The 18,997-nt window shown below is 42.1% G+C and carries 22 protein-coding genes and 1 pseudogene; 22 read left to right on the forward strand and 1 reads right to left on the reverse strand.

The features are described from left to right. Window positions 1-34: 34 nt before the first annotated feature. The 19 genes and pseudogenes from hprK to DG474_RS03750 all read left to right on the forward strand — a co-directional run bounded on the left by hprK (window position 35) and on the right by DG474_RS03750 (window position 14,959). Window positions 35-970 carry an HPr(Ser) kinase/phosphatase gene (hprK, locus tag DG474_RS03660; protein ID WP_000115190.1) on the forward strand — a complete coding sequence of 312 codons (936 nt, stop codon included), beginning with the start codon at window positions 35-37 and terminating at the stop codon, window positions 968-970. Beyond that, on the forward strand, window positions 963-1,751 hold the full coding sequence (lgt, locus tag DG474_RS03665; protein WP_255778836.1) for a prolipoprotein diacylglyceryl transferase: 789 nt from the start codon (window positions 963-965) through the stop codon (window positions 1,749-1,751). Before hprK ends, lgt begins: the two co-directional genes overlap by 8 nt. Continuing rightward, window positions 1,752-2,135, forward strand: coding sequence for a DUF948 domain-containing protein (locus tag DG474_RS03670; RefSeq protein WP_000895027.1), 384 nt, complete (start codon window positions 1,752-1,754; stop codon window positions 2,133-2,135). It abuts the gene before it with no gap. 15 nt (window positions 2,136-2,150) lie between these two features. After that, window positions 2,151-2,549, forward strand: coding sequence for a YtxH domain-containing protein (locus DG474_RS03675; protein ID WP_000517391.1), 399 nt, complete (start codon window positions 2,151-2,153; stop codon window positions 2,547-2,549). Window positions 2,550-2,622: 73 nt separating this feature from the next. Continuing rightward, a pseudogene (gene hemW, locus DG474_RS03680) lies at window positions 2,623-3,753 on the forward strand (radical SAM family heme chaperone HemW). 4 nt (window positions 3,754-3,757) lie between these two features. Next, complete coding sequence (locus DG474_RS03685) at window positions 3,758-4,495, forward strand: acyl-[acyl-carrier-protein] thioesterase (protein ID WP_255778837.1); 738 nt, start codon at window positions 3,758-3,760, stop codon at window positions 4,493-4,495. A 10-nt stretch (window positions 4,496-4,505) separates the two neighbouring features. Beyond that, window positions 4,506-5,279, forward strand: a complete 774-nt coding sequence (locus DG474_RS03690; protein ID WP_255778838.1) for a TIGR01457 family HAD-type hydrolase — start codon at window positions 4,506-4,508, stop codon at window positions 5,277-5,279. Next, window positions 5,269-5,886 (forward strand): TIGR01906 family membrane protein, encoded by a 618-nt coding sequence (locus DG474_RS03695; protein WP_255778839.1) that lies wholly within the window; start codon window positions 5,269-5,271, stop codon window positions 5,884-5,886. Before DG474_RS03690 ends, DG474_RS03695 begins: the two co-directional genes overlap by 11 nt. 220 nt (window positions 5,887-6,106) lie before the next feature. Next, the gene (locus DG474_RS03700; protein ID WP_000631261.1) at window positions 6,107-6,508 is read left to right on the forward strand and encodes a Spx/MgsR family RNA polymerase-binding regulatory protein; all 402 of its coding nucleotides are present in this window, start codon (window positions 6,107-6,109) and stop codon (window positions 6,506-6,508) included. Beyond that, window positions 6,509-6,787 carry a UPF0223 family protein gene (locus DG474_RS03705; RefSeq protein WP_001041963.1) on the forward strand — a complete coding sequence of 93 codons (279 nt, stop codon included), beginning with the start codon at window positions 6,509-6,511 and terminating at the stop codon, window positions 6,785-6,787. It begins immediately after the preceding gene. After that, the gene (locus DG474_RS03710) at window positions 6,777-7,550 is read left to right on the forward strand and encodes an inositol monophosphatase family protein (protein WP_255778840.1); all 774 of its coding nucleotides are present in this window, start codon (window positions 6,777-6,779) and stop codon (window positions 7,548-7,550) included. Before DG474_RS03705 ends, DG474_RS03710 begins: the two co-directional genes overlap by 11 nt. Then, window positions 7,551-8,855: an RsmF rRNA methyltransferase first C-terminal domain-containing protein gene (locus DG474_RS03715; protein ID WP_255778841.1), complete on the forward strand. Its 1,305-nt coding sequence runs from the start codon at window positions 7,551-7,553 to the stop codon at window positions 8,853-8,855. Window positions 8,856-9,065: 210 nt separating this feature from the next. Next, window positions 9,066-9,944 (forward strand): phosphate ABC transporter substrate-binding protein PstS, encoded by an 879-nt coding sequence (locus DG474_RS03720; protein WP_255778842.1) that lies wholly within the window; start codon window positions 9,066-9,068, stop codon window positions 9,942-9,944. After that, window positions 9,944-10,861, forward strand: coding sequence for a phosphate ABC transporter permease subunit PstC (gene pstC, locus DG474_RS03725; RefSeq protein ID WP_001070944.1), 918 nt, complete (start codon window positions 9,944-9,946; stop codon window positions 10,859-10,861). The genes DG474_RS03720 and pstC overlap by 1 nt, the downstream gene beginning before the upstream one ends. Beyond that, complete coding sequence (gene pstA / locus DG474_RS03730; protein WP_033629488.1) at window positions 10,851-11,735, forward strand: phosphate ABC transporter permease PstA; 885 nt, start codon at window positions 10,851-10,853, stop codon at window positions 11,733-11,735. Before pstC ends, pstA begins: the two co-directional genes overlap by 11 nt. A gap of 10 nt (window positions 11,736-11,745) precedes the next feature. Continuing rightward, window positions 11,746-12,549: a phosphate ABC transporter ATP-binding protein PstB gene (pstB, locus tag DG474_RS03735; RefSeq protein ID WP_049520716.1), complete on the forward strand. Its 804-nt coding sequence runs from the start codon at window positions 11,746-11,748 to the stop codon at window positions 12,547-12,549. A 12-nt stretch (window positions 12,550-12,561) separates the two neighbouring features. Beyond that, complete coding sequence (gene pstB / locus DG474_RS03740; protein ID WP_001287327.1) at window positions 12,562-13,320, forward strand: phosphate ABC transporter ATP-binding protein PstB; 759 nt, start codon at window positions 12,562-12,564, stop codon at window positions 13,318-13,320. 11 nt (window positions 13,321-13,331) lie between these two features. Continuing rightward, window positions 13,332-13,985 (forward strand): phosphate signaling complex protein PhoU, encoded by a 654-nt coding sequence (phoU, locus tag DG474_RS03745; protein WP_000946469.1) that lies wholly within the window; start codon window positions 13,332-13,334, stop codon window positions 13,983-13,985. Window positions 13,986-14,143: 158 nt separating this feature from the next. Further along, on the forward strand, window positions 14,144-14,959 hold the full coding sequence (locus DG474_RS03750; protein WP_255778843.1) for an ABC transporter substrate-binding protein: 816 nt from the start codon (window positions 14,144-14,146) through the stop codon (window positions 14,957-14,959). Window positions 14,960-14,978: 19 nt separating this feature from the next. Here the strand turns inward: DG474_RS03750 and DG474_RS03755 are convergent, their stop codons facing one another. After that, window positions 14,979-16,250, reverse strand: coding sequence for an aminotransferase-like domain-containing protein (locus DG474_RS03755; protein ID WP_255778844.1), 1,272 nt, complete (start codon window positions 16,248-16,250; stop codon window positions 14,979-14,981). A 144-nt stretch (window positions 16,251-16,394) separates the two neighbouring features. On the opposite strand from DG474_RS03755, the gene budA reads away from it, so the two are divergent. The 3 genes from budA to murB all read left to right on the forward strand — a co-directional run bounded on the left by budA (window position 16,395) and on the right by murB (window position 18,905). Further along, window positions 16,395-17,126 carry an acetolactate decarboxylase gene (gene budA / locus DG474_RS03760; RefSeq protein WP_000375405.1) on the forward strand — a complete coding sequence of 244 codons (732 nt, stop codon included), beginning with the start codon at window positions 16,395-16,397 and terminating at the stop codon, window positions 17,124-17,126. A 9-nt stretch (window positions 17,127-17,135) separates the two neighbouring features. Further along, window positions 17,136-17,888, forward strand: a complete 753-nt coding sequence (locus tag DG474_RS03765) for a YhfC family intramembrane metalloprotease (RefSeq protein ID WP_255778845.1) — start codon at window positions 17,136-17,138, stop codon at window positions 17,886-17,888. A 111-nt stretch (window positions 17,889-17,999) separates the two neighbouring features. Continuing rightward, entirely contained in the window at window positions 18,000-18,905 is a 906-nt protein-coding gene (gene murB / locus DG474_RS03770; RefSeq protein ID WP_101800074.1) for a UDP-N-acetylmuramate dehydrogenase, read from the forward strand. Window positions 18,906-18,997: the final 92 nt, after the last annotated feature.

Consider the following 18,997-nt stretch of genomic DNA (forward strand, 5'->3'; position numbering starts at 1 on the left):
AATAGTAGGGAGAACTCGATTGAAGGAGGAAATTATGTCGGTTTTAGTAAGAGATGTCATTGAAAAACTCAGACTAGATATTGTCTATGGTGAAGGCGAATTACTTGAAAAAGAAATCAATACTGCGGACATTATGAGACCTGGTCTTGAAATGACGGGCTATTTTGATTACTATACACCAGAACGGATTCAGCTGTTAGGGATGAAGGAGTGGTCCTATTTAGTTGCCATGCCTGCCCAGAACCGTTATCAAGTTTTGAAGAAGATGTTTCTACCTGAAACACCTGCGGTTATCGTGGCTCGTGGTCTGGTAGTACCAGAGGAAATGTTGAGGGCTGCTAGAGAATGCAAGATTGCGATTTTAACCAGTCGAACAGCAACCAGTCGTTTATCTGGAGAACTTTCTAGCTACCTTGATTCCCGTTTGGCTAAACGTACTAGCGTGCATGGTGTCTTGATGGATATCTATGGCATGGGGGTCTTGATCCAAGGGGATAGTGGTATCGGTAAGAGCGAGACAGGTCTTGAGCTTGTGAAACGTGGACACCGTCTAGTAGCAGACGATCGTGTAGATATTTATTCTAAGGATGAGATGACTCTTTGGGGCGAACCTGCTGAAATCTTGAAGCATTTACTTGAGATTCGTGGAGTTGGGATTATCGATATCATGAGTCTTTATGGTGCGAGTGCTGTAAAAGATTCTTCACAAGTTCAGCTAGCAGTTTATTTGGAAAATTATGATACGCATAAGACCTTTGACCGTCTAGGAAACAATGCCGAAGAACTCGAAGTTTCTGGTGTAACGATTCCGCGTATCCGCATCCCAGTAAAAACAGGACGCAATATCTCCGTTGTTATTGAGGCAGCTGCCATGAACTATCGTGCTAAAGAAATGGGCTTTGATGCGACGCGTTTATTTGAAGAACGCTTGACAAATCTAATCGCTCAAAATGAGGTGAAACATGATTAATCCAGTCGCATTTGAAATTGGCCCCTTTGCTATTCGTTGGTATGCTTTGTGTATTGTAGCTGGTTTGGTTCTGGCAGTTTATCTTGCCATGAAAGAAGCTCCTAAAAAGAAAATTCTATCAGATGATATTTTGGATTTTATCCTGATTGCTTTTCCAGTAGCTATTTTAGGTGCTAGACTATACTACGTACTCTTTCGCTTAGATTATTATCTGCAAAATCCAGGTGAAATCATCGCCATTTGGAATGGTGGTTTGGCCATTTATGGAGGTTTGATAGCAGGGGCTATTGTCCTTTATATCTTTGCAGATAGAAAGCTGATTAATACTTGGGATTTCTTAGATATTGCAGCACCGAGCGTCATGGTTGCCCAGAGTTTAGGGCGCTGGGGGAACTTCTTTAACCAAGAAGCCTACGGTGCAGCGGTAGATAGTCTGGATTATTTGCCGGGCTTCATTCGTGACCAGATGTACATTGATGGTAGCTACCGTCAGCCGACCTTCTTATATGAGTCGGTTTGGAACCTGATTGGATTTGCTTTAATCTTGATTTTTAGACGAAAATTGAAGGGAATCAGACGCGGTCATATCACTGCTTTCTACTTGATTTGGTATGGTTTTGGTCGTATGATTATCGAAGGAATGCGGACGGATAGCCTTATGTTCTTTGGTCTGCGAGTTTCCCAATGGTTATCAGTTATCCTTATCGGACTCGGTATTTTTATCATACTTTATCAAAATCAAAAGAAAGCCCCTTTCTATCATACAGAGGAGGAAAAATAAATGTTAGAAGTTGCATATATTCTTGTTGCGATTGCTTTGATTGTCTGTTTAGTCTATTTGACAATCACGATTCAAAAAGCCGGTCGTATGATTGATGAAACAGAGAAAACCATCAAAACGTTGAGCTCAGATGTGAACGTTACCTTGCATCAGACCAATGAATTGTTGGCTAAGGTCAATGTGTTAGCAGACGATATCAATATCAAAGTTGCGACGATTGATCCACTTTTTACGGCTGTGGCTGACTTATCTGAGTCAGTATCTGATCTCAACCAACATGCACGTGTTTTAGGTAAAAAGGCTTCATCTGCTGGTTCAAAGACCATTAAAACAGGTGCAAGCTTGTCCGCTCTTCGTTTCGCAAGTAAATTTTTCAAAAAATAAAAAAGGAGAAATCTTATGGGAAAACTATCCTCTATCCTTTTAGGAACAGTTTCAGGTGCAGCTCTTGCTTTGTTTTTGACGAGTGACAAGGGCAAGCAAGTTTGTAGTCAAGCTCAGGATTTTCTAGATGATTTGAGAGAAGATCCAGAATATGCTAGAGAGCAGGTTTGTGAAAAACTAACAGAAGTAAAGGAACAGGCAACTGACTTTGTACTGAAAACAAAGGAACAAGTAGAATCTGGTGAAATCACTTTTGATAGTGTCCTTGACCAAGCTAAAAACTGTGCTCGACAAGCGACAGAAGCGTCAAAGGAAACCTTTAACAATCTCAAGGAGCAGTGGCAAGAACAGTCAACAACTCCAGACGTTGCTGAAGACCAAGAAGAAATCATCATCGATATTACTGAAGTATAATGCATCACCATCTCTGGTTTTTGGAGATGGTGATTTTTATCTGCAAGCCTGTCTTTGTGGTATAATAAGTACTATGCAGAAAAAACCAACGTCCGCCTATGTGCATATTCCCTTTTGCACACAGATTTGTTATTATTGTGACTTTTCAAAGGTGTTTATTAAGAATCAACCAGTAGATAGTTATTTGGAGCATCTGCTAGAAGAGTTTCGTTCTTATGATATCCAAAAATTGCGAACCCTCTATATTGGAGGTGGGACGCCAACGGCTTTGTCCGCTCCGCAATTAGAAGTGCTCTTAGATGGTTTGACTAAAAATCTAGACTTGTCAGCCTTAGAAGAGTTGACCATTGAGGCCAATCCTGGTGATCTGGACGCGGATAAAATCGCGGTTTTGAGGCATTCGCCAGTCAATCGTGTTTCACTAGGTGTGCAGACTTTTGATGACAAAATGCTGAAAAAGATTGGGCGCAGTCATTTAGAGAAGGATATTTATGAAAATATCGACCGCCTCAAATTGGCTGGTTTTGACAATATTTCTATCGACCTAATCTACGCTCTTCCAGGTCAAACTATGGATCAGGTCAAGGAAAATGTGGCAAAGGCTATCTCGCTTGATATTCCTCATATGAGCCTTTATAGCTTGATTTTGGAGAATCATACGGTCTTTATGAACCGCATGAGACGTGGGAAATTGCCCCTACCCAAGGAAGAGTTAGAAGCGGAAATGTTTGAATACATCATTTCAGAGCTTGAGCGGGCTGGCTTTGAGCATTATGAGATTTCCAATTTCTCCAAGCCAGGCTTTGAAAGTCGCCACAATCTCATGTACTGGGACAATGCTGAATATTATGGTATCGGTGCGGGTGCTTCAGGTTATGTGGACGGGGTACGTTATAAAAATCATGGTCCTATCCGCCACTATCTCAATGCGGTAGAGGCAGGAAATGCTCGGATTACAGAAGAACACCTGAGTCAAAGGGAGCAGATGGAAGAAGAAATGTTTCTAGGCCTCCGGAAAAAATCCGGGGTTTCCATGGCGCGATTTGAAGAAAAATTTTGACGGTCCTTTGATGGACTTTATGGTGAAATCATCAGAGACTTGGTTCAACAAGGACTTATGCAGATTGACGGTGATCGTGTCCGAATGACAAAGAGGGGTCTCTTCTTAGGAGACACTGTAGCAGAACGATTTATTTTGGAGTAGAACAATGGGCTTAACTTATCAAATGAAAATGAAAATTCCTTTTGATATGGCGGACATGAACGGTCATATCAAACTTCCAGATGTGATTTTGCTGTCCTTGCAAGTATCAGGTATGCAGTCAATTGAGCTGGGAGTTAGCGACAAGGATATGTTAGAACGCTACAATCTGGTCTGGATTATTACAGACTATGCGATTGACGTGGTACGCTTGCCTCGCTTTGCTGAAGAGATTACGATTGAAACAGAAGCATTGACTTACAATCGTCTTTTTTGCTACCGCCGTTTTACTATCTATGATGAAGCAGGTCAAGAAATCATTCGCATGGTAGCAACCTTTGTTCTCATGGACAGGGACAGTCGTAAAGTTCATGCCGTCGAACCGGAAATTGTTGCTCCTTACCAGTCTGAGTTTGATAAAAAACTCATCCGCGGGCCAAAGTATGCAAATCTAGAAGATCCGATCAGTAAAGACTACCATGTTCGTTTTTACGACTTGGATATGAATGGTCATGTTAATAACAGTAAATACTTGGATTGGATTTTTGAGGTCATGGGAGCAGATTTTTTGACCAAGTATATTCCAAAGAAAATCAATCTCAAATATGTCAAAGAAGTGCGACCAGGTGGCATGATTGCTTCAGCTTATGAACTCAAGGGACTAGAAAGTAAGCATGAGATTATCAGTGATGGCGAGATAAATGCCCAAGCTATGATTACGTGGCAAGAAATTGAAGACAATTAGAAAGGACGATATGGCTTATAAAGGTTATTTAATTGATTTAGACGGAACCATTTACAAGGGGAAAGACCGGATTCCGGCAGGTGAGGCTTTTGTCCATGAGTTACAAAAAAGAGAAATTCCCTACCTCTTTGTGACCAATAATACAACTCGTACTCCTGAGAGTGTACAAGAGATGTTGGCTAAAAATTTTAATATCAACACGCCTTTATCAACTGTCTACACAGCAACCTTGGCAACCATCGACTATATGAATGACTTAGGACTGGAAAAGACAGTCTATATTATCGGCGAAGCGGGGCTCAAGGATGCCATTCAGGCTGCAGGTTATGCGGAAGACAAGGAAAATCCTGCCTATGTGGTCGTTGGACTGGACTGGCAAGTTGACTATGAAAAATTTGCCACAGCAACCCTAGCTATCCAAAAGGGTGCTCACTTTATCGGAACCAATCCAGACCTCAATATCCCTACGGAACGTGGTCTTTTGCCTGGTGCTGGTTCACTAATTACACTTCTTGAAGTAGCAACACGGGTCAAACCAGTTTATATCGGGAAACCAAATGCTATCATTATGGATAAGGCAGTTGAGCACTTAGGTTTGAAAAGAGAAGAATTGCTCATGGTTGGGGACAATTACCTGACGGATATCCGAGCAGGGATTGACAATGGCATTCCAACGCTCTTGGTGACGACAGGTTTTACCAAAGCAGAAGAAGTGGCGGACTTGCCAATCGCACCAACTCATGTAGTTTCTAGCCTTGCGGAGTGGAATTTCGATGAAAACTAAACTGACCTTTTGGGGAAGTATGCTCTTTCTCCTCTCCCTTTCTATCCTACTGACCATTTATCTTGCATGGATTTTCTATCCTTTGGAAATTGAGTGGCTGAACTTAGCGGATCGAGTCTATCTAAAGCCAGAAACCATTCAGTACAATTTTCATATCTTGATGAATTACCTGACTAATCCCTTTAGTCAGGTCTTAGAGATGCCAGATTTTCGTTCATCAGCAGCAGGTCTACACCACTTTGCGGTGGTGAAGAATCTCTTCCACTTGGTTCAGCTAGTTGCCCTAGTGACATTACCAAGTTTCTATTTCTTTGTTAGAAAGATTGTGAAAAAAGGCTTTTTGCCCCTATATCGTAAAAGTATCTTGACTTTAGTGCTATTGCCTCTCGTCATTGGCTTTGTAGGAGTGTTGATTGGCTTTGAGCAATTCTTTACTCTTTTCCATCAGATTCTCTTTGTGGGAGATGATACCTGGCTTTTTGATCCAGCAAAGGATCCCGTTATTTGGATTTTGCCAGAGACTTTCTTTCTCCATGCCTTTGTACTTTTCTTTGTTTTATATGAAGGAATGTTTGGTTTCCTTCTTGCTAAAGCTTCAAGGAAATAGTGGAAAAAGTTCTGTATTTTTAATAAAAAACGAGAGAAGTTGCTCTACTCCCTATTTATTGTTAGGTTATCCTAAAGATAAACTTGCAAAGCAGGAGATTTTTGCAGAAAACAGTCTATTTTCTATGAAAAAATAGGCTTTTTTTCTAAAAATACCTAGTCAAGCGCTTTATTTTTTTGTATAATAGAAATAGCAAGTATAGATAAAAGAAGAGAAAAGCATGATTACACTATTTTTATCACCGAGTTGTACATCATGTCGTAAGGCAAAGGCTTGGTTAGAGACGCATAAAGTGCCCTTTCAAGAGCATAATATTATGACTAGTCCTTTAACAAGAAAAGAATTACAACATATTCTTTCCTTGACCGAAAATGGTACTGATGACATCATTTCAACTCGTTCAAAAATTTTTCAAAAATTGGATATTGATGTAGAGAGTATCTCGGTATCGGAGTTGCTTCAGTTGATTGAGCAATATCCTAGTCTTTTGCGTCGCCCAATTATTATAGATACAAAACGCATGCAGATCGGTTTTAATGAAGATGAGATTCGTGCTTTTCTCCCTCGTAGTTACCGTAAACAAGAATTGAAAGAAGCAACATTGAGAGCTGGTATTGGATAGATGAACAAACAGTATAGTTACCCACTAGATTTGTCGTGGAGCACTGAAGAACTTGCTTCAGTGCTTTCTTTTTTTAATGATGTTGAAGCTGCTTATGAAGATAAGGTAGAAGCAAAAAAACTGCTAGATTCTTACAAGAAATTTAAGTCTGTGGTTCCGAGCAAAAGCGAAGAAAAACGCTTAGGTCGCGAATTTGAGACAGCGAGCGGTTATTCCTTCTATCATGCAGTTCAATTAGCAAAAGAAAAAAGAGAAGGGAAGATTTCTCTTGGAAACTAAATTTGAATTTGCCAAACAGATTGTGCAGGAAGCTGCTGCCTATATTTTGGCTCACATGAAAGAAGATTTGCAGGTTGAGCGCAAGTCTTCGCCTACAGACTTGGTGACGCGTTTGGACAAGGAGGTCCAGGAACTCTTGGTTGAACGGATCAAGTCCTCCTATCCTGAGGACTTGATTTGCGCGGAAGAGGGTTGTTTACGTGCTGCAGTCGGTCAAGGTTCCGTTTGGGTGATTGATCCCATTGACGGTACCAATAACTTTGTCGCCCAGCAGGAAGATTTTGCCGTGATGTTGGCTTATTTTGAGAATGGTGTGGGCAAATTTGGTGTCATCTATGATGTCATGAAAAGTGATTGTTACCATGGTGGTGGTGCCTTTCCTCCTTGCCGCAATAATGAGCCCTTACCGCCTTTTAAAAAGAAACCTCTTCAAGAATTTTTAGTTGCCGGTAACTCAGGTATGTTTGAAAGCAATGAGTGGGGCTTGGCGGATTTGGGTCGAGCAGCGTTGGGAGTCCGTGTCTATGGCAGTGCGGCTATTAGTTTTGCCAAGGTTTTATGTGGTCGTCTTCTGACTTATATTACCTACCTGCAACCATGGGATTACGCTGCGGCCAGTATCTTAGGGGAAAGTCTGGGTTATCGTCTTCTTACGGTATCAGGTGAGCCCGCTGATTTTAAAACGCGTCAGCCTGTCATGATGGTGCCAATCGAGATGCAAGAAGAGATTCAGTCTTATATCTACGAAAGGAAAGAAAACTAAATGCAATTTCCAGAAGGATTTGTTGAAAAATATGAAGCGATACTAGAAGATGAGGCAAGAGACTTTCTTGCCTCTTTTAAACAAGAAGCGGTTTCGGCTTTTCGGGTCAATCCCTTAAAAGAAAGTCAGTTATCGTTTGCGGATGCCATTCCAAATACACCTTGGGGGTATTATGGTAAGGTTTCTGGGAAGTCACCAGAGCACGTGACAGGTTTCGTTTATTCGCAAGAGCCTGCAGCCCAAATGGTGGCCCAGGTAGCTCAACCCCTTCCCGGTATGAAGGTTTTGGACTTGGCGGCAGCACCAGGTGGAAAATCCACTCAACTAGCAGCTTATCTGGCTAATCAAGGAGTCCTTGTCTCCAACGAAATTTCAAGCAAGCGAGCTAAGATTTTAGTGGAAAATATGGAACGGTTTGGAGCTACAAACGTAGTCGTGACCAATGAGTCTGCGGATCGCTTAGCCAAGGTCTTTAAAGGATACTTTGATGTGATTGTCCTTGATGCTCCTTGCTCGGGTGAAGGGATGTTCCGTAAACAACCAGATGCCATGGATTATTGGAACATCGACTATCCGAATCAATGTGCCAGTCTCCAAAGAAAGATTTTAGAAGATGCAGTCACCATGCTTGCTGAGGGTGGCCGTCTGGTCTACTCGACCTGTACTTGGGCACCAGAGGAAAATGAAGAAATCGTCCACTGGTTGCTGGATACTTATGATTTTGAACTGCTTCCAGTCGAGCATGTGAACGGTATGGTAGAAGGAATGGACCTTCCTGAAACGGCGCGGATGTATCCTCATCATTTCAAGGGAGAAGGTCAGTTTGTTGCCCACCTGCAGTTTAAGGGACAAAATCCCGCACCTAAATTCAAAGCTAGCAAGAGCAATCTCAGTCGTGAGCAACTGGCTTTGTGGCAAGAATTTGCCCAAAAACACTTGCGAGTCAATCTAACTGGTATCTTGCAGACTTTTGGAGACCAGATCTATCTCTTGCCAGAGATGCTACCTGATCTAGGGAAACTCAAAATTGCCCGAAATGGGCTCCATCTGGGTACTTTTAAGAAGAAACGTTTTGAACCAAGCTTTGCTCTCGGATTAGCCTTGAAACCAAGTCAAGTAAAACAAAGTGTCGAAATCAATGATGAGGACTTTGTAAAATATGTGGCTGGTGAGACTGTTCAATTGGCTGAAGATCGACCAAATGGCTGGTACCAAGTTGTGCTTCAAGGAAACGGATTGGGCTTTGCCAAGGTAACGGGAAATGTTTTGAAAAATTATTATCCAAAAGGGCTCAGATTCAGGTGAAAAAGCTAGTCAAAGAGCCTATTCTATGTTATAGTGGAAGTATGAGTTTTTTCTGATAGTCTTTCATTATTACTTATATTATACGATGGAATTGTCCGCTCCTAAGAATGACTAGATAAAATAAAGCGGGACAATCATTGATGATAATTAGATGATCAGGACAAACGGAAGAAATCAGAACATTTATCATTATGTTCAAGGAGAATAACAGTGAAAAAAAGAAAAAAGCTCGTCATGTCTCTTGCAGCTCTTTTGATGGCAGGTTCTCTAGCAGGATGTGCTAGCTGGATTGATCGTGGAGAATCTATGACAGCCGTTGGTTCAACAGCTCTTCAGCCTCTTGTCGAAGCGGCAGCAGATGAATTCGGTTCTAGAAACATCGGAAAAACAGTTAATGTTCAAGGTGGTGGATCGGGTACAGGACTATCTCAAGTCCAGTCTGGAGCAGTTGACATCGGGAACTCTGACGTCTTTGCAGAGGAAAAAGAAGGAATCGATGCTTCAGCTCTAGTAGACCACAAGGTTGCAGTGGCTGGTCTTGCAGTGATTGTAAACAAGGAAGTGGATGTTGAAAATCTCACAACCGAGCAACTTCGCAAGATCTTTACTGGTGAAGTAACTAACTGGAAAGAAGTTGGGGGCAAGGACCTGGCAATTTCAATCATCAACCGAGCAGCAAGTTCTGGTTCACGAGCGACGTTTGATACGGTGGTTATGAATGGCCAAGCAGCAATGCAGAGCCAAGAGCAGGATTCTAACGGGATGGTCAAGTCCATTGTATCCCAAACGCCTGGAGCCATTTCTTACCTGGCTTTTGCCTATGTAGATGACTCCGTGAAAAGCATGAAACTGAATGGGTATGAGCCTACGTCTGAAAATGTAACAACCAACAACTGGCCTTTGTGGTCTTATGAACACATGTATACCCTAGGTCAGCCGAATGAGTTGGCGACTGAATTTTTAAAATTCATCCTCTCAGACGAAGCCCAGACTGGAATTGTTAAGGGCATGGGCTATATTTCCATCAATGAAATGAAAGTCCAAAAAGATGCGTCAGGTACCGTAACAGCGATAGAAGGGAGTCAATAATGAATCAAGAAGAACTTTCAAAAAAATTGCTCTCTCCTTCAAAGAACTCTCGCCTTGAGAAGTTTGGTAAAGGATTGACCTTCGCCTGTCTTTCTTTGATTGTCATCATTGTGGCGATGATTTTGATTTTTGTAGCGCAGAAAGGCTTGTCGACCTTCTTTGTCAATGGGGTGAACATCTTTGATTTCCTCTTTGGACAAACTTGGAATCCTTCAGGAAAACAATTTGGTGCTCTGCCAATGATTTTGGGTTCCTTTATTGTAACGATTTTATCAGCTCTCATCGCAACTCCCTTTGCTATTGGTGCTGCAGTCTTTATGACAGAAGTATCACCAAAAGGTGCTAAGATTTTGCAACCAGCTATTGAACTTCTTGTTGGGATTCCATCAGTTGTCTATGGATTTATCGGTTTGCAGGTTGTGGTTCCATTTGTTCGTAGTGTCTTTGGTGGAACTGGTTTTGGGATCTTGTCAGGTATTTTCGTTCTCTTTGTCATGATCCTACCAACTGTAACCTTTATGACAACAGACAGCTTGCGTGCTGTGCCCCGTCACTACCGTGAAGCTAGTTTAGCCATGGGAGCCACTCGTTGGCAAACCATCTGGCGTGTGACCTTGAAAGCAGCACGTTCAGGTATTTTCACTGCAGTGGTCTTTGGGATGGCGCGTGCCTTCGGTGAAGCCCTTGCTATTCAGATGGTGGTCGGAAACTCAGCAGTTATCCCAACCTCGCTCACAACACCAGCTGCGACCTTGACATCTGTATTGACTATGGGTATCGGAAATACCGTCATGGGTACAGTTGATAATAACGTACTCTGGTCACTGGCCTTAGTCTTGCTCTTGATGAGTTTGGCCTTTAACAGTGTGATTAAATTGATTACGAAAGAAAGAGGAAAGAAAAACTATGCACGCTAAGAAATTAGATAAACTTGCAACAGCTGTCCTCTATACCATCGCGGGTATCATCGTGACCATCTTGGCATCTTTGATTCTCTATATCTTGGTGAGAGGGTTACCGCATATCTCTTGGTCCTTCTTGACAGGGAAATCTTCCTCTTATCAAGCAGGTGGGGGTATTGGGATTCAGCTCTATAATTCCTTCTTCCTTTTAGTCATTACCTTGATCATTTCTGTTCCCCTGTCTATGGGAGCTGGCGTTTTCCTCGCTGAGTATGCCAAAAAAGGACCTGTGACCAATTTTATTCGTACCTGTATTGAGATATTGTCTTCTCTACCATCAGTCGTTGTGGGTCTCTTTGGTTACTTGATCTTTGTAGTCCAGTTTGAGTATGGATTTTCAATCATTTCAGGTGCCTTGGCCTTGACGGTCTTTAACCTCCCTCAGATGACTCGAAATGTTGAGGACAGTTTAAAACACGTTCACCATACACAACGTGAGGCTGGTCTTGCCCTTGGAATTTCTCGTTGGGAGACTGTGGTCCATGTCGTCATTCCAGAAGCCCTTCCAGGTATCGTAACGGGTGTTGTCTTGGCATCTGGTCGTATCTTTGGTGAGGCCGCCGCTCTTATCTATACGGCAGGACAATCTGCTCCAGCCCTTGACTGGTCTAACTGGAATGTCCTCAGTGTTACCAGCCCTATCTCAATCTTCCGACAAGCAGAAACCTTGGCTGTCCACATCTGGAAGGTCAACAGTGAAGGAACCATTCCTGATGCTACTATCGTATCAGCAGGTTCTGCCGCTGTGCTCCTCATCTTTATCTTGATTTTTAACTTTGGAGCACGTAAACTCGGAAGCTATTTACACAAGAAATTAACCGCTGCCTAAAGGAGAAGCCATGTCAAAATATAACTGGGATGAAAAGCATATCATCACCTTCCCTGAAGAAAAAGTGGCCCTCTCTACCAAGGATTTACATGTTTACTATGGTAAAAATGAATCCATCAAGGGCATCGATATGCAATTTGAAAAAAATAAAATTACAGCCTTGATTGGTCCTTCTGGATCAGGGAAATCTACTTATCTTCGCAGTCTCAATCGGATGAATGATACTATTGATATTGCCAAGGTCACAGGTCAAATTCTCTACCGAGGGATTGACGTTAATCGTCCAGAAATCAATGTCTATGAGATGCGCAAGCATATCGGAATGGTCTTCCAACGTCCAAATCCATTTGCCAAGTCTATTTACCGCAACATCACTTTTGCTCATGAACGTTCAGGTGTTAAGGACAAGAAAGTACTTGATGAAATTGTTGAAACCTCTCTAAGACAGGCAGCCCTATGGGATCAGGTCAAAGATGACCTCCACAAATCAGCCTTAATGCTTTCTGGAGGTCAGCAACAACGTCTCTGTATCGCTCGCGCTATCTCTGTTAAGCCAGATATCCTCTTGATGGATGAACCGGCGTCAGCCTTGGATCCGATTGCGACAGCCCAGCTGGAAGAAACCATGTTGGAATTGAAGAAGGACTTTACCATCATCATCGTTACCCACAGTATGCAACAGGCTGCGCGTGCAAGTGACTACACAGGATTTTTCTACTTGGGTGACTTGATTGAGTATGATAAGACATCCAATATTTTCCAAAATGCTAAGTTACAGTCAACAAATGATTATGTAACGGGACACTTTGGTTAGAAAGGAAACGGTATGTCAGAAGCGATTTTACAGGTCTCAGACCTGTCCGTTTATTACAATAAAAAGAAGGCCTTGAATAGTGTTTCCCTTTCTTTCCAACCTAAGGAAATAACGGCCTTGATAGGTCCATCTGGATCAGGAAAGTCCACCCTACTCAAAGCCATCAACCGCATGGGCGATCTAAATCCTGAGGTGACTACAACTGGATCAGTGGTCTATAATGGTCACAATATCTACAGCCCCCGTACCGATACGGTTGAATTGCGTAAGGAAATTGGTATGGTCTTTCAACAGCCCAATCCCTTCCCTATGTCTATCTACGAAAATGTTGTCTATGGCCTACGTATCAATGGGGTTAAGGATAAACATGTTTTGGATGAAGCAGTAGAAAAAGCCTTGCAACGTGCTTCTATCTGGGATGAAGTAAAGGATCGTTTGCATGATTCGGCCATTGGTCTCTCTGGTGGACAACAACAACGTGTTTGTGTTGCTCGTGTCCTAGCAACCAGTCCCAAAATTATCCTCTTAGATGAACCAACTTCAGCTTTGGATCCTATTTCTGCAGGTAAGATTGAGGAAACCTTGTATGGTCTGAAAGATAAATACACCATGCTCTTGGTAACGCGTTCGATGCAACAAGCCTCACGTATCTCTGATAAAACAGGATTTTTCCTAGATGGGGATTTGATCGAGTTTAATGATACGAAGAAGATGTTCCTAGACCCACAAAACAAGGAAACAGAAGATTATATTACAGGAAAATTTGGATAAGGAGTTGAATGATGTTACGATCTCAATTTGAAGAAGATTTGGAGAAATTGCACAACCAGTTCTATGCTATGGGACAAGAAGTGCTCTCGCAGATCAATCGTACAGTGCGTGCCTTTGTTACGCATGACCGTGATTTGGCAAAAGAAGTCATCGAAGACGATGCAGAAGTAAATGAATATGAAGTGAAGCTGGAAAAAAAATCATTTGAAATGATTGCCCTCCAACAACCTGTTTCGCAAGACCTTCGTACCGTCTTGACCGTTCTCAAGGCAGTGTCAGACGTGGAACGCATGGGAGATCATGCAGTGTCTATCGCTGAAGCGACCATTCGTATGAAGGGGGAGCAACGTATCCCTTCTGTTGAAGAAGAAATCAAAAAAATGGGACGCGACGTGAAAAACTTCGTCGAAGCAGCTCTAGATCTTTATCTCAATGGGTCTGTGGATCAAGCCTACGAAGTAGCGGCGATGGATGAAAAAATCAACCATTACTTTGATAGCATCCGTGATTTGGCTACAGAAGAAATTAGAAAAAATCCTGAAGCTATCGTTACAGGCCGTGATTACTTCCAGGTTATTTCCTTCTTGGAACGTATTGGAGACTACGCAAAAAATATCTGTGAATGGGTTGTTTACTTTGAAACAGGTAAGATTGTCGAACTATAAGAAACGGTTTAAATATACAGAAGAAAAGGCTGATTAAAATAAATCAGTCTTCTCTTTTTATGAAAAGAATTGTTTTACAATCAAAATCTCTAAAAGGGTTGACAACTATTTTTAAAAGAGTTATAATTATTCAGAATTAACAGAAAGGTCGTTTATTTATGAAGTTTAAGAAATGGATATTAGTTGTGTGTAGCATGCTTGCCAGCATGGTTTTGGTAGCTTGCCAGTCAGGAATGGATAGTTCTCAGTCTGCTGTGGACGCTATTAAACAAAAAGGGAAGCTAGTTGTGGCGACCAGCCCAGACTATGCGCCATTTGAATTCCAAGCCTTGGTAGATGGTAAAAATCAAGTGGTTGGGGCAGATATTGATATGGCTCAAGCGATTGCAGATGAGCTTGGGGTTAAACTTGAAATCTCTAGTATGAGTTTTGACAATGTCTTGACCAGTCTTCAAACTGGAAAGGCTGACTTGGCTATTGCAGGAATTAGTGCTACAGATGAGAGAAAGGAAGTCTTTGACTTTTCAATCCCTTACTATGAAAACAAAATGAGTTTCTTGGTTAGAAAAGCCGATTTAGACAAATACAAGGATCTTACAAGCCTAGCAAGTGCCAATATCGCAGCTCAAAAGGGAACTGTGCCAGAAACCATGGTCAAGGAACAATTACCAAATGCCCAGTTGACATCTTTGACCAATATGGGGGAAGCCGTCAATGAATTGCAGGCTGGAAAAGTGGATGCGGTTCATATGGATGAACCAGTTGCTCTTAGCTACGCAGGTAAAAACTCAGACCTTGTTGTTGCATCTGTTAACTTGACGATGAAAGATGGCGAAGCCAATGCCGTTGCTATCAAGAAGGATCAATCAGACTTAAAAGCAGTAGTAGATAAGGTTATCCAAAAACTGAAAGATGACGGAACCTATCAAACTTATCTTGAAAAGGCAGCAAAACTAACAGAAGTTGAACAATAAGAAAAAGCAGAGTTGGACTTTAATCCGATTCTGCTTTTATGTATTCTAATAGCTCTTCTAGATTTTCAAGAGTGACTTTAGCGAACTGATAAGGACAGGCGTTCAAATAAGCCTTCTCAAAAAAGTCTAGTTTGAGTGAGCTGTGTTTCAAACTGGCAATTTTAGGATAGTGTCTCAAATCAAGCAAGAGACCATCGTGTAGAGGATAGTGGGGCAAGGGACAGGTGTTTTTTTCAAGTACTTCCTTAATCTGAGCCTGATAGTTCTCTTGAAGGGTCAGTCTGGCCAGTCGATTTTTTTCAAATAACTGGCTATCGATGTAAAGAGACAGAGCCTTTTGCATGATGAGATTGCTGTCATAGTCCAGGATATTTTTGTAGGAAACAAAGGCCTCTTTTAGGGCATTTGGGAGAATGAGAGCGGTAAGACGAAGGGCTGGAAAGAGACTGGTTGAGAAGGACTTGATATAAATGACCCGATCCTCTGTATCCAGATAGTGGAAGGTCTGTCCTTTTTTAGGGTCTAAATCTCCTAGATAGTCATCCTCTACGATATATACACCATACTGATTTGCTAGATCCAGAATGGCCCTTTTTTCCTGATCAGAATAGGAATGACCTAGGGGATAGTGGAAGCGAGGAATAGTGTAGAAAAACTTGATCTTCCTAGATTTGAACTGTTCTTCTAGTTCGTCAAGGTTGATGCCATCAATTCGGCGTTCAATGGTCTGGTATGCTAGCCCCTGAGCGACCAAGAGGCGATTCATCCGGTGGTAGGTCGGTTGTTCGACCAAAATCTCAGTTCCCTTGCTCGGAAAGTCAATCTGAGAAAGGATAAAGAGAGCTTGCTGGGTACCAGATGTTAGAACCAGTTGATCGGGTTTACAGTAGAGAGCTTGGTTGAAAAGAAGTTGATGGACAGATTGTCTTAGTTCCTCAAGGCCTTCTTGGTTGTCATAGTAGTTGAAGAGGTAGTTTTCTCGGCCTATCAGGGTTTCGTTGACGCAGAGTCGGAAGTCGTCATAGGCACTGGCATGTTCGTCAGTGACTTCGATTTCCAAGTCTTGGTGCTGTCCTTGTTCTAGAACATAGTAGCCACTTTGGGGTTTGGCATAGAGGTATTGTTCATGGCGTAATTCCAGCAGGGCTCGTTGGATAGTGTCCTTGCTACAGTGGAAGTCTTGGCTCAATTGACGGATGGAGGGAAGCCGGCTACCTGTTGGAAATTTTCCTGATTCGATCCCCTTTTTTAGAAAGGAAACGACTACTTGGTATTTACTTTCTTTCTTCATTCCAGACCTCCGTTGATTTTGTTACATTGTACCTTTTTTTTGCCTCCTTTGCAATGGGAAAAGCATTCCCCCTTTCACAACTAGGAGCAAATGTGGTATACTTAGAAAGTATAATGATTCATTGAAAAGAAGATAAGAAAGAGAATGGATAGAAAAGTGCAGGAACCGGTAAAATTATTTCAATACAATACTCTAGGTGCCCTAATGGCTGGTCTCTATGGCGGAACCATGACAGTGGGAGAATTGCTGGAACATGGTGATCTTGGTTTGGGGACTTTGGATTCGATTGATGGGGAGTTGATTGTCCTTGATGGTAAGGCTTATCAAGCCAAGGGATCTGGTCAAACGCCTGAAATCGTTGAGGTGGCAGCGGATGCTCTTATTCCCTATGCAGCAGTGGTCCCTCATCAGGCAGAAGTGATTTTTCGTCAGCGCTTTGAGATGACGGACAAGGAATTGGAAAAGCGAATTGAGTCCTACTATGATGGGGAAAATCTTTTTCGTTCCATCAAGATTCATGGCGAATTTTCACAAATGCACGTACGGATGATTCCTAAATCCACACCTGATACCAAGTTTGCTGATGTAGCGACTCACCAACCTGAATATAGCCGTGAAAATGTATCGGGAACCATTGTTGGATTTTGGACACCTGAGATTTTCCATGGGGTGAGTGTTGCAGGCTATCATTTGCATTTTATCTCAGATGACTTGACCTTTGGTGGGCATGTGATGGACTTTGTTATCAAAGAAGGAATGATTGAGGTTGGGGCAGTCGACCAGTTGGACCAACGTTTTCCAGTCCAAGATCGCCAGTATTTATTTGCCAAATTTAACGTTGACGAGATGAAGAAAGATATTGATAAGTCAGAATAGGAGAAAAAGATGACAGTACATATTATCCTCACCATGATCGCTTTGGTTCTCATTCTAGTAAGTGGAACTTGGTATGCCAAAAAACGGTTTAAAATCTCTCTTGCAGTGATGGGCTTGGGGGCAATCGCATTTTTTGTTTCTTCTCAAGTGTTAGAGAAGATGGTTCACCTTCTGGTACTCCATCCGCAAAAAGATGGAGCCATTCCGCTCATGCAGGAGCAGCCTTTCTTATACGTCCTTTATGGAATCGCCATGGCTGCCCTCTTTGAGGAAACAGCTCGTCTTGTCTTTTTTAAATGGTTGGAGAAAAAGAGAAAGCTAGAAGATCGAGATGCTTTGGCCTATGGTTTGGGACATGGGGGCTTGGAGATGCTCTATCTCGGAATGGGAAGCTTGATTGGTTTGTTGATCCTCTTTTCACTCATCCAGTCTTCAAATACTGATGTAGCCAATCTCCTTCCAAAGTCTACACTCGAAACGGTTCAGTCTCTATCGGTTTGGCAGGTTTATTTACTAGGAGTTGAACGTGTTCTTGCTCTGGTTCTGCAAATCGGTCTTTCCATCTGGGTTTACCAAAGTGTTAGCCAAAAGAAATGGATCTATCTCTTTGCTGCCTATGGATTACATGCCTTGTTTGACTTAGCTCCAGCTCTATCTCAAGTGGGCTGGATTGCAAATCCGCTTCTAGTTGAGTTTATTCTTCTCGTAGAACTTCTAGCTTTTATCTGGCTAACCAAATCTACATTTTGGAAAAAATCATAAAAAGAGGGGTGACCTCTTTTTTTATGTAAAGATAAAACAAGCTCTTTTTATGGTCGTCAAATGTCTCTAAAAATGGTATAATGGAATGAATTTTGAAAAAGGAAGAGTGACATGTCAGTAAAAGAAAAAATGCTTGAAATCCTAGAAGGAATCGATATTCGTTTTAAGGAACCCTTGAAGACCTATACCTATACCAAGGTTGGAGGTCGAGCGGATTATCTAGTTTTGCCACGCAATCGCTATGAGATGGCTCGTGTCGTCCAATTTGCCAATCAAGAGAATATTCCCTGGATGGTGCTAGGAAATGCCAGCAATATCATCGTTCGTGAAGGTGGAATCCGTGGTTTTGTCATCTTGTGCGATAAGCTTAATAACGTTTCGGTTGATGGCTATACCATCGAAGCAGAAGCTGGAGCCAACTTGATCGAAACGACACGTATTGCCCTCCGTCATAGTTTGACTGGTTTTGAGTTTGCTTGTGGGATTCCTGGAAGCATCGGTGGAGCTGTCTTTATGAATGCAGGTGCCTATGGAGGAGAGATTGCCCATATCTTGCAGTCTTGTCAAATTTTGACCAAGGAAGGGGAAATCAAGACCTTATCTTCCAAGGATTTGGCTTTTGGTTACCGCCATTCAGCTATTCAGGATTCTGGGGCTGTTGTTTTGTCAGCTAAATTTGCCCTTGCACCTGGAAATCATCAGGTTATCAAGCAAGAAATGGACCGCTTGACGCACCTACGTGAACTCAAACAACCTCTAGAATACCCATCATGTGGGTCAGTCTTTAAGCGTCCAGTGGGGCATTTTGCAGGACAGTTGATTTCAGAGGCTGGCTTGAAAGGCTATCGTATCGGTGGTGTGGAAGTATCTGAAAAGCATGCCGGTTTTATGATTAATGTTGCTGACGGAACGGCCAAAGACTACGAGGACTTGATCCAATCTGTTATCGAAAAAGTCAAGGAACACTCAGGTGTCACCTTAGAGCGAGAAGTTCGTATCTTGGGTGAACACGAATAACATTATTTTTACATAGCATTCAAAGATTGGGATTTTATCGCTAAATGAGGTTTAGGTCAATTTATTTCCTACGCTTGTGTCTAGCATTCTAA

The sequence above is a fragment of the Streptococcus oralis genome (genome assembly GCF_024399415.1).
Lineage (GTDB): Bacteria > Bacillota > Bacilli > Lactobacillales > Streptococcaceae > Streptococcus > Streptococcus oralis_CS.